Source organism: Pseudomonas sp. efr-133-TYG-5 (genome assembly GCF_030209175.1).
Lineage (GTDB): Bacteria > Pseudomonadota > Gammaproteobacteria > Pseudomonadales > Pseudomonadaceae > Aquipseudomonas.
In genome coordinates, this window is record NZ_JARVSM010000001.1 from 24124 (window position 1) to 39233 (window position 15110).

Below are 15110 nucleotides of genomic sequence, written 5' to 3' on the forward strand. Positions count from 1 at the left end.
TTTCGCGAGCAGGCTCGCTCCCACAGGGGAACGCATTTCAACTGTGGGAGCGAGCCTGCTCGCGAAGGGGCCGGTCTGGGCAACAAAAATTCCAGATTTTTTTCCAGGACTTCAGATCACCCGACCCTGAAAAGAACCATCCTCGGGTTCTCCTTTCTGTCATCTGCAACCACCCCGCAACGGCTGCAGCCAATTTCCGCCAAACACACGATCCAGACCCCTCGCCATTCCCCGCAAGCACCCGAGAAGACCCGCTGAAAAACCCTCCGCAGCTCCCGAGGTTTTTTCCTTTATCTGTCACCGGAAACTGCGAATTTCTCAGTGCGACTTAAACCAGGCCAACGCCAGCGAGGGCCCCGGTGAGTCCTCCCCGTGTCATGCAAGTGATCCGAAACCCGTGTTCACAACCCACGTTGAAAAGGAGATTCTTCATGTTCAAGCGCACTCTGATCGCAGCTTCCCTGACCGTCGCCGCTCTGGCTTCCGCCCAGGCCATGGCCGCTAACGTAACCGGTGGTGGCGCGACTCTGCCTGCCGCTCTGTACAAAGGCTCTGCCAACAGCATCCTGCCTGCCAACTTCAGCTACGCCGCCACCGGTAGCGGCGTCGGCAAAAGCGCTTTCCTGACCAACACCGCGTCGCAATTCGGCACCACTGGCACCGTGCATTTCGCCGGTAGCGACTCGATCCTCAGCACTGCGGAAATCAGCACCTACAACACCAACTTCGGTGCTGCCTACGGCCCGCTGATCCAACTGCCATCGGTAGCCACTTCGGTTGCCATTCCGTACAAGAAATCCGGTCAGACCGCTCTGAACCTGACCAGCGCCCAACTGTGCGACGCACTGTCGGGCACCGTCACCACCTGGGGCCCGCTGCTGGGCAACAGCGACGCCACCCCGATCCGCGTGGTTTACCGCAACGTTTCCAGCGGCACCACGGAAATTCTCAGCCGCCACCTGAACGCGATCTGCCCAAGCAAGTTCGCGGTCAACTCGACTTTCACCAACGCTCGCCTGCCAGCCGGTTCTGCGCTGCCGTCGACCTGGGTCGGCGTCGCTGGCACCGCTGACGTGGCCACTGCGGTCAACGCTGTAGACGGTTCCATCGGCTACGTCGGTCCGGACGGTGTCAACGCGGCGAGCAACGCTGTCGTTGCCCGCGTCAACGGCGTGCAGCCAACCACCGCCAACGTTTCGCTGGCACTGGGCACTGCGCCGCTGCCAACCGTACCGTCCAACCCGACGCAATGGGTACCGGTAGTGGCCCAGCCAGCCAGCGGCTACCCGATCGTGGCCTACACCAACCTCATCATCGGCCAGTGCTACAAGGATGCAGCCGTGGCCACCGATGTGCGTAACTTCCTCACCACTCACTACAGCAACCCAGGCAACAACGCTGCCACCGTGGCTCACAGCTTCACTCCAGTGCCAACCAACTGGAAAGCCGCTGTGACCGCCAACTTCATCACCAACACTTCGGGCAACAACCTGGACATCAACAACGCCAACGCCTGCAACGGCATCGGTCGTCCGTTGTAAGCCTGGCTTCACGCGCAGACAAATGGCAGCAGCCTTCGGGCTGCTGCCATTTTTTTTGCTGCGGATACTCCTCAATCATGAAGTTTGTGTGACATCCGTTCGGTCGCAGCCTTCGCCAACCGCCTATGTCGTAACGGCAGGGGCAAACGGACCTGCGGATTCGTGTGGCAAACCAAAAGGATCTCGTAGTGATGCTCGCTCGCCCATCCCGTCGCGGTACCCGTGTCCAGCCTCAGCATGAGGGCGTCGAGCCGGCGCTCTGGCTGCTCAAGCCGTTGGCGCAGGCGATTGCCCTGTGTCTGGTGGCGGGCAGTGCCGAGGCGGCGACCGCGTTCAGTTCGGGCTGGTTTGCCGCCAAGGGCGCGGCCCAGCAAGCGGCAGCCACGCGCCCAGGCGTCGGCGGGTTGCCGGGGATGACACCGCCGCTGGCGCAGCAGCAGAAGGCCAACCAGCAGTTGCAACGCTCGATCCAGACCTTGAACAACACCGTCGCCGCCATTGCCGCGCAACAGGCGGCGCAGGCGGCCGGGCGCGCAGCGGCATTGGGTAGCGTGCAATTCGTCCCGGACGGTCTCGGCGAAGGGGGCCTGAAGGTCGACAACAGCCTCACCCAGGGCTGGCAGAACGCCAAGGGGCCGCAACAGACCCAGGTCGATGGCAAGACCACGGTGAAGATCGAGCAGACTGCCGACAAGGCGATCCTCAATTGGGAAACCTTCAACGTCGGGCGCAACACTACGGTGGAATTCGCCCAGCAGGCGAACTGGGCGGTGCTCAACCGGGTCAACGATCCGAGTGCGCGAGCCAGTCAGATCCAGGGTCAGATCAAAGCTGACGGCACGGTGATGCTGATCAACCGCAACGGCATCGTGTTCAGTGGCACCAGTCAGGTCAACGTGCGCAACCTGGTGGCGGCTGCCGCCAACATCACCGATATCCAGTTCCGCGACCGGGGCCTGTACTTCGACAGCAGCGCCAGTCAGCCGACCTTCACCGACGCTGCCGGCAAGGTGCTGGTCGAGCGCGGCGCCGCCATCGCTACCGCCGCGCCCGCGACCTCCACGGATGCCGGCGGCTATGCCTTGTTGCTCGGCAGCGAGGTGCAGAACGACGGCAGCATCAACACGGCCAAGGGCCAGACCGTACTCGGCGCCGGGGATCGCTTTTACATTCGCAAAGGTGCGGGCACCGAGGGCAATGCGTTTTCCACCACTTTCGGCAACGAAGTCACCCCGGGTTTCAAAGCCGCCAGCACCGCCGGCAAGGTCAGCAACAACGGGCTGATTCAAGCCGCCACGGGCGATATCACCCTGACCGGCCACGAAGTCGTGCAAAACGGCGTGTTGCTGTCCAGCACGTCGGTGGCGACCCGCGGCACGATCCACCTGCTCAACCCGGTCAGCGACAGCCAGGGCAGCGTGACGCTGGGGCAGGGCAGCGCGACGGCGGTCATGCTCGACAGCAGTGACCTCAGCGCGCTCGACAGCCAGCATCAGGCGGCCCTCACCGGCGTCGGCCCCAACAACCGGATTCGCAGCGACCAGTCGCGCATCGATATCCAGAGTGGCGGCAGCGTCGAGTTCCAGAACGGTTCGATCACCCTGGCCACCGGTGGCCAGGTCGCGGTGGCGGCGCAGCGCCGCAGTGTGGTGCGCGACGGCGCGTTGATCGACGTGTCCGGGGCCATCGGCGTGAAGGTCGCGATGGCGTCGAACAACATCAAGATCAACGTCCAGGGCAACGAGCAGCGCGATGCCGCGGGCAACCGCGACAACGCTGCGCTCAACAGCAACGACGTCTGGGTCGATGTGCGTGACCTGGTCTATGTGCCGGCCGGCACCAACGGCTACGCCACGGATCGCTGGTACACCGCGGGCGGGTTGCTCGAAGTCGGCGGCTATCTCGGCACCCAGGGGCACAGCGTCGGCGAGTGGATGGCCCAGGGTGGCACGGTGGGTTTTGCCGGCACCGACGTGGTCACGGAAAAGGGCTCGCTGATCAATCTGTCCGGCGGCACGCTCGATGTGCAGAGCGGCGAAATCCGCCAGAGCTGGCTGCGCGGCGCAGACGGGCGCCTGTACGAGCTCTCGAAGGCGCCGGGGGATTTGCTCTACAGCGGTTTGTACAAGGGCTATGAGGACAGCAGTGAGCGTTGGGGCCAGACCCGTTACTACTACAACCCGCTGATTGCGCCGACCACGCGCCAGGAGTCGGGCTACAGCGTCGGTCGCGATGCCGGGCAACTGGTGATCGGCACCCGCAGTGCCGTGCTGGATGGTCAGTTGCTCGGCGAGGCGTACCAGGGCGAGCGCCAGACGCAAGCGCCGCGTGCCGCGCTCGACGGTTACCAACAGAGCCAGACCGCGCAGGCACGGCGTGCGCAGTTGATTGTCGGCAGCTACGACCCGGCTTACGTGGCGGCGGCCGGGGGGTTGTTGTACGGCCTCAATCCGCTGCTGGACCGGGTGTCGATCGACCACAACGTGGCGCCCGGCGATGCCGTGGCGCTGACGGACGCCGTCCCGAGCGCCCGCAGCGGCTCGCTGGTGCTGGATGCCGAGACGCTCAACGGCTGGCAACTGGGGGCGCTGAAAGTCGCGGCTCGCGAGCAGATCGACGTCAACAGCGCGCTGAGGGTCGACGCCGGCGGTGACATCACTCTGTACGGGCCGCAGGTGCAAGTGGGCGCCGACCTCACGGCCCGGGGCGGCAGCCTGCACCTGGGCAACGTGCTGTATCAGCTCAACACCGATAAAGCCGAAGACACCCGTCTCACCGCGCAGCCCGGCAGGGACACGCGCGTGCAGATCGACGCAGGAGTGCGCCTGGACACCCGCGGCCTGTGGAGCAACCTGCGCACCAACCCGGACGACACGGCGAGCCTGGCCTGGCTCAACGGTGGCGTGATCTCGATCCGCAGCAGCGGCGATATCCAGGTCGCCGCCGGCAGCCTGCTCGATGTTTCGTCGGGCGCGGCGCTGATGGCCAACGGCAAGACCCGTGGCGGCAAAGGTGGGGACGTGACGCTGGAATCGAGCGCCATTTCCGCCCCGGGCGATTCGCGATTGATCCTTGACGGGGCGGTGCGCGGACATGGCGTGACCGGCGGCGGCAACCTGTTGCTACAGGCCGCGGCGATCGTCATCGGCCAGACCGCGGAAAAACCTGCGAGCAACACCTTGCAACTGTCGCCGCAGCTGTTCGGCCAAGGCTTCTCGGCCTATAACCTGATCGGTTTGAACGGCCTGAGCGTGGCCGAGGACACGGCGGTCGACGTGACGATGCCGGTCTACCGGTTCGCCGATGCGGCGGCGGGCCTGGCCAGCGGTGCCGATCCGCAGGCGGCGCTGCAAGTGTGGACACCGACGTTGTTCCAGGAGAACCCGACCCAGGGGCGCCTGACCCAGCGCGCCGGCGCCAGCGTGACATTGCAGGCCGGCGCCAGCCTGCGCAATCTGATCGAGCCGGCCAGCAGCGCGCTGGTGCTCGGCCAGGGCTCGCGAATCAGTGTCGATCCGGGGCAGCGCATCAACCTGCGCGGCCCGGGGCAGATCACACTCGAGGGGCAACTCGACGCCTGGGGCGGCACCATCGACATCCGCCAGCAGCAATTCGCCGGCATTGATCCGAGCAGTTCCGATCAGGTCGCCGAGCCCAACGCTCATCAGCGCTCGATCCTGATTGGCGAGCACGCCGTGCTGGACGTGGCCGGCCGTGCCAACACGGCAGTGGATGCGCTGGGGCGCGTCTACGGGCAAGTCGCCCGTGGCGGTAGCCTGATCATCGGTGGCGAAATCGACGCGAAGAAGATCACCGCGACCGCAGCCGATGCGTTTGTGATCGTGCGTGACGGCGCACGGCTGGAAGCCTCCGGCGCCGCCGCGACGCTGGACGTTGCCGGCCAGGGCCCGACCCGCGTGGCCAGCGACGGTGGGCGCATCACCCTGAGTTCCTACAACGGCCTGCACATCGACGGCAGCCTGCGCGCGGCAGCCGGCGGGGCCGGGGCGGCGGGCGGCAAACTCGAGGTCATTCTCGATTCGCCGTTGTACCGCGACACGGCCAGCAACGACGTGCGCGCGCCGCGGGAAATGATCATCAGCCAGACGTACCAGCCGGCTGACGAGAACGCGCCGTTGCCCTACGGGCAAAGCCGCTTGAGCGCCGAGCGTTTGATGAGTGGCGGCTTCGGCAGCCTCGCCTTGATGAGCAACGGCTTCCTGTCGTTCGACGGCGATGTCGACCTGCGCGTGGATCAGAGCCTGAGCCTGTACGCCGGCGTCCTGTCGGTGGCCGAGCAGGGCCAGGAGAATGCGCGTGTCAATCTGGCGGCACCGTATCTGCGCTTGTCGGGGATCGGCCAGTACTTCACTAACGTCGGCCTGATCCGGCCGCTGATCCAGAACACGGCGGCCTCGCAATTGCCGGTGCCGCTGGCTGCCGCCCAGTTCCAGGCGACTGCCGATTTGCTCGATGTCGGCAACAGCCTGTCGTTCGGTGCCAGCGGGGCGATTCTGCAACTGGGCGGCCCGGCGGCCACCGCGAGCCGGCGCGGCTTCGATCAGGTGACGCTGGACAGTCGCGGCGACCTGCGCTTTCTCGCGCCGACCGACAGCCGTACGAAAACCCAACTGTGGACGCCCGGCGATCTCACGCTCGCGGCCCGGCAGATTTACCCCGCCAGTGGCGTGACCGCCGATGTGCGCGTCGGCTTCCGGCGCGCGGACCTGGTCACCACGCCTGCGCGGACCCTGCGCATCAGCGGCCATGGCAGTGCGCCGGACGCCTTGCCGTACTCGGTCTTCGGGCAGTTGAACCTGTATGCCGGGTACATCGAGCAGGGCGGTGTGCTGCGCGCGCCACTCGGCCTGATTACCCTGGGCGATGACGTGTTGACCAAGACCGAGGAAGTGCACTTGCTGCCCGGCAGTGTGACGTCGGTCAGCGGCGCCGGGCTGGTCATGCCTTACGGCGGCACCACCGACGGCATCGACTACCGCTACAACGGCAAATCGGTGGTGCTCATTGGCGTCAGCGGCAACACCGCCGGGGTGACCTTGCTGTCGCGCTACGTCGATGTGCAGGACGGTGCGCTGATCGACCTGTCCGGCGGTGGCGACTTGCGCGGTGCCGGGTTTGTCTCCGGTCGCGGCGGTTCGACCGACGCGCGCTACAACCCGCTGGTACGCAATGCCGCCGACGGCACGTTCAGCCTGCCCGGCCTGGCGAGCAACCCGGTGTACGCCATCGTGCCGGGCAGCCAGAGCCTCTACGCGCCGATGCTCGCCGAGGCGGGCGCGGTGGACCCACGGATCGGCCAGCAGATCACTATCGGGGCCGGTGTGCCGGGCCTGGCGGCGGGCACCTACACCTTGCTGCCGTCGACATTCGCCTTGCTGCCGGGGGCATTCCGCGTCGAGGTCAACGGTCAGGCCGCCCCCGGCGTGGTGGACACCGCGCTGCGCCTGCGCAACGGCTCCTGGACGGCTTCCGGGGTGATGTCGGTGGCCAACACTGGAGTGCGCGACAGCCTGGCCAGCCAGGTCATCCTGACCGCGGCCGATGTGCTGCGGCGTTACTCGCAATACAACGAGAGCAGCTTTGCCGATTTCATCCGCAGTGACGCGGCCCGGCGCGGTGTTCCCCTCGCACAGGCGCCGGCGGATGCCAAGTCGCTCAACCTGCAGCTCAGCGACGGCGGCCGCCGTGACATCGCCCTGGATTTCAATGGCCAGGTGTTGTTCGGCGCCGCCACTGGCGGCGTCAGCGGTTCGGCCACGGTGCACGGCAGCGCCGGAGCGAGTTTCGAGATCCTTGGCGCGGGCCGCGCGCGAACGGAGGGCTTCAGCGGCGTGTCGCTGTATGCCGATAGCCTCAATCGCCTGGGCGCCGGACGCCTGGTCATCGGCGCGACGCCGACCGTGGACTACGTGTCGGCCGGCAACATCGTCGACTTCAAGGGCGCGACCAGCAATATCACCTTGCGCGCGGGCGCTCTGCTGGCGGCACCGGAAGTCATGCTGTGGAGCAACTCGGCGAGCGGGGCGATCACCGTTGAAGCGGGCGCCGGCATCAACACCCTCGGGTACGGCAGCGCGCCCTACGACTCGACCAAGGGCTTCGTCTACCAGCCGGGCGCGGCGAGCCTGCTGGTCGTCTCCAACGGCTGGAACAACGTGCTGGCGCCGGCACTGGGCGACAACAGCCGGTCCTCCGGCAGCATTCGCATCGGCACCTGCGCAACGCCGTCGTGTGCCGAGCCGGCGTTGCTCTATTCCAAGGGCAGTATCACCGCGGCCACCGACAAACAGTTCGCGTTGGGCGAGACCGTGCGCTTTGGTACCCGTCAGTTGTCCTTGTCTGTCGGCGCGGTGAATGCCGGCAGCGCCGAGGCGCTGGCGCAGGCCGGCGACAAGGTGCCGACCGGGCTGATTCTCAACCAACAGGTGCTCGACCGGTTATTGCGCGGTGACAGCCAGTTCGGCGCGCCGGCCCTGGAAACCCTGGGCCTGACCACCCGCGACGCCTTCAACTTCTACGGCAGCGTGACCCTCGACACGCTGGATCCGGTCAGCGGCCAGAGCAAATTGCAGAACTTCATGCTGTCCACCCCGGCCATTTATGGCCTCGGCGAGAGCACCGACGTGGCGACGCTGCGCACCGCCAATCTGATCTGGAACGGCGCTGTCCAGGCGCCGGGTGCAGTGATCGCCGGCGGCGCCGGCACCGGGCGCGGCACCCTGGACATTCAGGCGCAGCGCATCGAGTTCGGCTACGGCGCCTACACGCAACCGAGCGGCACCAGCGAAAACGATCGGCTGACCCTGGGGTTCGCCAACGTCAACCTCAGCGCCAGCGAGCGCATGACCGCCAACCACAAGGGCAGTCTGGCGGTGTATCAGGCCCAAGGCGCTTACGATCCGGTCAGCGGCTACGCCTACAGCGGCGGCAACCTCAATCTGCGCACGCCGTTGCTCACCGGCGAAGCGGCGTCGGTCAATCTGCTCAAGGCTGGCGAACGCCTGACCCTCAGCGGTGCGGGCGCTACGGCAGCGGCCGATGCCCTGGGCGCGCAGCTGACGCTAGAGGCGCGGGATGTCGCCCTCGACAGCCGCATTGCGCTGGCCAGCGGCAAACTGCTGGTCAAGGCCGAACAGGAGCTGAGCCTCGGCGCGGCAGCCATGCTCGACCTGGCCGGACGCGTGCTGCCGTTCAACGACGTCAGCAAATACAGCTGGGGCGGCGATGTGCTGCTGCACAGCAGCCAGGGCTCGATCCGCCAGGCCGTGGGTTCGCAGATTGACCTGTTGGCGCAGAACAATCAGGCCGGCAGCCTCAGTGCGGTGGCCCTCGGGGCGGACGCCGGCGTGGTCGATCTGCAGGGGCGGATTCTCGGCGCCAGCAGCGGTCATTACGACGCCGGCGGTACGTGGGTGCCGTACAAGGCAGCCAGTGTCGACATCCGCGCCCAGCAGCTGGGCGGCGATCTCAGCGAGCAGTTCGCGGCCCTCAACCAGCGCCTCAACGACGGGCAAGTGTTCGGCGCGCGCAGCTTCCAGTTCAAGCAAGGCAACCTGGTGATCGGCGACGGCCTCAAGGCCGGCGAAGTCAACGTTTCCGTGGACAACGGCAGCCTGCTGGTCGCGGGGCGCATCGACGCCAGTGGCGAGCGCGTCGGCAACATCCGTCTGGCGGCGAAAACCGGCCTGACCCTGGCCGGCAATGCCGTGCTCGACGCTCATGGCCGGGTTTTGCGGGTCGACAGCTACGGGCAAATCATCGATGCGCCGAACCGGGCGATGGTCGAACTCAACGCCGGCGAAGGTCAGTTGACCCTGGCCGCGGGCACGCGCATCGACCTGCGGCATGGCACTGACGCGGTGGTCGGCAGCTTGCCGGGGCAGCATGACGGGCGCTTGCGCGGCACCCTCGAGTTGAATGCACCGCGCCTGGGTAGTGACGACATCGCCATCGACGCGAGCGGTGCCCTGGACATCGAGGGCGCGCGGTCGATCGGGCTCAACGCCGTGCGCCGCTACAGCGACGCAGCCGACGGTGTCGATCCGGCGGCCAGCGGTCGCCCGTACCAGGTGATCGATCAGGCTTATCTGAACAGCCTCCACGGGGACAGCAGCGCGTTCATCGATGCCGCGCTCGGCAACGCTAATCTGCTGCAAGGCAAACTCGCCGGACTGCGCAGCAGCGCCTATAGCGACGCGTTCCATTTGCGTCCCGGGGTGGAAATCGTCAGCAAGAGCGCCGACGGCGATCTGGTTGTGCAGGGCGATATCGACCTGTCGGGCTACCGCTACGCCAGCCTCAACCCGCACACACAGAAGACCGCGGTGTACGGCTCGGGCGAGGCCGGCAGCCTGGTGATTCGTGCCGGGGGCAACCTCGATTTCTACGGCAGCCTCAACGACGGGTTTGCGCCGCCGCCCGCGACGGTGGATGACGCCGGCTGGAAGTTGTTGCCGGGCATCCAGCCGTTTGGCGGCGATGTTATTGTGCCAAGCGCTGGCGTGACGCTGGCCGAAGGCACGCTGTTTCCGCCGGGCGTGGCGCTGAACTATGACGTGCCGTTACAGGCGACCGTGCTGGCCGCCGGCACGCTGCTGCCGACTGAGGGCACGCTCGCCGCGCCGTACACCTTCAGCGCCGGAACGGTGCTGGCCGGTGCGGTCCACGATGCGGCGGGCAACCTGCTGTATGCCGCCGGCACATTGCTGCGCGACAGCCTGACCCTGCCGGCGGGCAGTCGCCTGGGCGCGGGCATCCGCCTCAATGACAACACCGCCATGAATGCGCTGCTCTGGCCCAAAGGCGTGCCGTTGCCGGGCAGTTACGAGGCCGATACCCAGGCGATCAAAGGCGTGCGCCTGAGTGGTGCGCTGGCGTTGCTGCGCGGTTCGCTGATTCCGTCCATGACCGACGTGGTCCTGGCCGACGGTACGGCTTTCATCGAACTGCGGCCATTGGACGGCGACCGCCAGGGGCGCAACTGGGCGGTGGCCAGTATGCTGCCGGCCGGCAGTGCCTCGTGGTCGATGCGCGTGGTGGCCGGGGCGGACCTGGACGCCGCCGACACCCGTTTGGTGAAACCGGTGGCCAGCGACGGACATCTGCTGCTCGCCGATACGCACTACGGCATGAAAGTCACCGAAAAAGCCCCGGCGCTGGTCTGGGGCGAAGGCAACCTCGGCGGCTTCACGCCGGGTGACCCGGTGCCCGACGAATACAAGGAATGGTGCGATTGGGCGCCCAACTCCTGTGTGTCGGCGCCGCGCTGGACGTGGGCGCCAGGCAACTGGATGGGCATGCCGGACAACTCGCCGATGACCGACGACGATGTGCTCGCCTGGTGCGGTTCGTTCCCGGAGCTGTGCGTCGAGAACAAGCCCGGCATCACCGTGAAAACCCGCACGCAGATGTTCAGCGTGCTGCGCACCGGCAGCGCCGATCTCGATGTGCTGGCGGCCGGCGACGTGAGCATGGCGTCGCCGTTCGGCGTGTACACCGCCGGCACTCAGTCGCAGGACATCGATCCGCGCTTCAACCAGCCGCGCGGACGCCTGTCCGACGACGGTTCGGTGCTGGGCAGTGCCGACACGGACTACGAGAAACTGGTCAACGGTGGCAGCGACAGCCTCTACCAGGCCTGGTACCCGCAATGGGGCGGCAACCTGACCGTCAGCGCCGGCGGCTCGGTGTCCGGGGACGTGCTGGGTCGTCGCGGGTTGTCGAATACTTTGGAAACCCGCGAGCAGGTACCGAGCGTGGGCGTCGGCAACTGGCTGTGGCGCCAGGGCACCGGCAACGCGGAGGTGCCGACCGCGTGGTGGATCAACTTCGGCAGCTATGCCACGCAACCGTTGCCGGATCAGAGCGTCGATACCGGCGCTTATCTGGTCGGCTTCACCGGTTTCGGCACCTTGGGCGGTGGCAACATCAGCCTGCAGGCTGGCGCCGATGGCGGCATGCTCCGGGCTCTGGGCGGCAGCGGCGCGGATAATCTGTATCCGCGTGGCCAAGGGCTGGTGGTGGCCGTCGGTAGCACCGGACGCGTGGGCAGCGATGGCCGCTTGCAGTTGACCGGTGGCGGCGACATGGACGTCCGTATCGGCGGTTCGCTCAACCCTTCGCTGAACGCGCGGGCCGGGCGCAGCGGCACGCTGGCGCCGCTCCACGACCTGCAAGGCGCGCTGATCAACCTGCGCGGTGCGGCTCAGGTCAGCGGTGGCGCCATGGGCGGCATCAACCTGCAATACGGTTCGGCCGCGTTCCTCCAGGATGCGCGCGAGACGCGTCCGTATGATCTGTTCAACGCGACCGTGGGTAGCGCCTCGGGTGGCTTGGTGCTGATTCCCGGCGACTCGGGCATGCGCATCAATACCCGCGGTGACCTGGTGCTCGGCGGGGCGGCCGATCCAGGGCGGGTGCGCCTGCAGAACTCGACACCGTTCACCACGGCGGCGGGTGTCGAATATGCCGGCGGTGGCTTGAGCGCGTTTTCGCTGTGGACCGACCACACGGCCATCGACCTGTTCTCGGCGGGGGGCAACCTGACGCCGAGCACGCAAATGGCGGAGTTGGTCACAGGTTCGATGCGGCCCGTGGAGGGCAGCAACAGCTCGCCGACCGATGGCCGTTACGTGTTTCCGTCGATCCTGCGCGCGGTGGCCGCCCAGGGCTCGATCTACGCCGGCCCATCGGCGGCCTACGGTGCGATCAGCGGGTTGTTTCCGGCCAAGGGTTACTCGTTGCTGCTGGCGCCGTCGAACGCCGGGCAACTGGAACTGCTGGCGGGGGATTCGATCTACGCCGGTGGTTACGCGATCAACCAGTCCGGTGCCAGCCTGTCGGCCCTGGCCACGCCGTTCGCCCCGGCGTACAACGGCTTTGCCAACACTGTCAGCAGCCAGCCGGTGATGAGCAATTACGGTCGCGATGGCATCGGCGCGTCGAAGAACGTGCGCTACCCGTTGTTCGCGTTCGGCGCCGACAGCTACTCCGGCACGACCACGCCGCAGGCGCCGGCGCGCTTCTATGCCTTGAGCGGCGACCTGGTGGGGGTACGCAGCGGCGAGACCCTGAGCTTCAACATATCCAAACGCACCTGGTACGAAGCGGCCGGGCCGGTGTGGATGCTGGCCGGGCGCGATATCGTGGCGTCGGGCAGCAACCTCGGCCAGGCGACGGCGGCGCCCACCGAGATGGCCGGCAACGTCGAACAGATCGCCTCGACCGGCAACCTGTTCATTCACAATGACCCGCGCGACGTTTCTCGTGTGGCTGCCGGGCGTGACATCCTCTACAGCAGCTTCGACATCGCCGGCCCGGGCCTGCTCGACATCAACGCCGGGCGCAACATGCTCATGGAGGATCGCGCCGCCATCACCAGCCTGGGTCCGCTCACGGCGGGGGACAACCGGCCCGGTGCGAGCATCGTGCTGCAGGCCGGCGCGGGCGCGCAGGGGCCGGATTACTCGCGCTTCATTGCCCGTTACCTGAATCCGCAGAACCTCGCCAGTGCCGACACGGCGCTGAGCGCGCAGCCGGGCAAAGTGGCCAAGACCTACCTCGGCGAATTGCGCAGCTGGCTGACCCTGGGCTACGGCTTCAGCGGCAGCGAAGAACAGGCGCCGGCGTTCTTCGCCGCGCTGCCGGCCAGCGCGCAGGCGATTTTCGCCCGCCAGGTGTACTTCGCCGAACTGCGCGCCGCGGGCCTGGAATACAACGACGCCGACGGCCCGCGCAAAGGCAGTTACCTGCGCGGTCGCAACGCCATCGCGGCGCTGTTCCCGAGTACCGATGTGGCCGGCAACCCGATCCGTTACGACGGTGACATCACGCTCTACGGTGGCGCCGGGGTCAAGACGCTGTTCGGCGGCGACATCCAGATGCTCACCCCGGGCGGTGGCCAGGTGTTCGGCATCGAGGGTGCGGCACCGCCGTCGACGGCGGGGATCATCACCCAGGGTCAGGGCAACATTCAGCTCTACTCGCAGGGCAGCATCCTGCTGGGACAGAGCCGGATCATGACCACGTTCGGCGGCTCGATTCTCGGCTGGTCTGCCGAAGGCGACATCAACGCCGGTCGCGGTTCGAAAACCACCGTGGTCTACACCCCGCCCAAACGCGTCTACGACACCTGGGGCAACGTCACCCTGTCGCCGTCGGTGCCGAGCACCGGCGCCGGTATCGCCACGCTCAATCCGATTGCCGAGGTGGCCCCGGGTGACATCGACCTGATCGCGCCGCTGGGCACCATCGATGCCGGCGAGGCGGGGATTCGTGTCTCGGGCAACGTCAACATCGCCGCCCTGACCGTGGTCAACGCCGCCAACATCTCGGTGCAGGGCAAGGCGACCGGTGTTCCGGTGGTGGCGGCGGTCAACACCGGCGCGATCACCTCGGCCAGTTCCGCCGCATCCTCGGCGACTCAGGCCGCCGAAGACGTTGCCCGCCAGCAGCAGGCCGCATCGCGGCAAAACCAGGCTTCGGTGTTCACCGTGCAGGTGCTGAGCTTCGGCAACGAACAACTGGCACCGACACGCGATGGCGCCAGCCGTGCGCCGGCACCGGGGTACAACCCCGACAGCCCGGTGCAGGTGCTGGGGGCAGGGGTGCTGGATGAACAGGCGAAGCAGCAGCTGACCGAGGAGGAGCGCGGCCAGCTGACGCTCTGACGGACTCTCGTGCAGTACGTTCGGGCGGCCTTTGGGTCGCCCTTTTTTTTCCTGAGCCGGCGGTCGACGCGGCGCCGGGTTGCTCGCAGCGCAGGCAGCGCGTTAGCCTCTGCGGCCTGACGCTTACGCGCAATCACCAGTGCCATGACGGGAAGACGATCCTTGAACATCTACGCCCCGAGCTTCTGGCCCAACGCCCCGGGCATCGACCACAGCGCAGCCACGCTGGCGCTCGACGCGCTGTTGCCAGCTGCAGGCAGTACGACGCTGGCGTTTTTCGACCAGCAGGACGCACTGCATGTCGGCGACGCTATCGGTGTCCTCTGGTGCCCGACCGTATCGGATTTGAATGGCTGGAGTGAACAGCCTTCGGAAATTGCCGCGAGTTATCTGTTGTCGGCGACGGTCGTCAGTGCCGGCCGTGCGGCGCAGCCATGCGCCCGAGACCCGAATTTTGTTCATCGGGGGAAGCTTGAGTACGATTTGCAGATTCACTCGCGCGAACGCCTGATACCGGCGCTGCAAGCAACGCAGCCGGACAGCGGCACGTGGCGCCTGCAGACAATCGGAACGCCGAACGGCAGTTTGCTGGCCTGGGATGAGATTGTCTGGGCGGGCCAGGCAACCGTCGAAGGGCTCATCTACCTGGCGGCCACGACGCGCTACGAGACCTATCTGGAGCTGCTGATCGAACCGGACGGTGATTCATTTACCGGGCTGTTTTCTTTGCACATGAGCCCCGGCGGGGCCGATTACGGCCTGGGGCGAAGACACTTCAGCAGCGATGAGCTGCGTGCGGTCAGGCATGCACTGGCGCTCGCCAAGCCGTTGCACGATACCCAGCCCGCGTACCTCACTGCCGGCGAGTGAAGGGAGGGCT

3 protein-coding genes are annotated in these 15110 nt (G+C 66.8%); all 3 read left to right on the plus strand.

Annotation, left to right across the window (positions count from 1 at the left end; translation table 11 throughout):
• Positions 1 to 431 precede the first annotated feature (431 nt).
• Positions 432 to 1541, plus strand: a complete 1110-nt coding sequence (locus QRN70_RS00135) for a substrate-binding domain-containing protein (protein WP_285415119.1) — start codon at positions 432 to 434, stop codon at positions 1539 to 1541.
• A gap of 191 nt (positions 1542 to 1732) precedes the next feature.
• Complete coding sequence (locus QRN70_RS00140) at positions 1733 to 14230, plus strand: filamentous hemagglutinin family protein (protein WP_285415120.1); 12498 nt, start codon at positions 1733 to 1735, stop codon at positions 14228 to 14230.
• A 162-nt stretch (positions 14231 to 14392) separates the two neighbouring features.
• Entirely contained in the window at positions 14393 to 15100 is a 708-nt protein-coding gene (locus tag QRN70_RS00145; protein ID WP_285415121.1) for a hypothetical protein, read from the plus strand.
• Positions 15101 to 15110 lie beyond the last annotated feature (10 nt).

Coding starts and splice junctions, on each gene's coding strand:
- QRN70_RS00135 (WP_285415119.1), top strand. CDS start 432: ATGTTCAAGCGCACTCTGATCGCAGCTTCCCTGACCGTCGCCGCTCTG.
- QRN70_RS00140 (WP_285415120.1), top strand. CDS start 1,733: ATGCTCGCTCGCCCATCCCGTCGCGGTACCCGTGTCCAGCCTCAGCAT.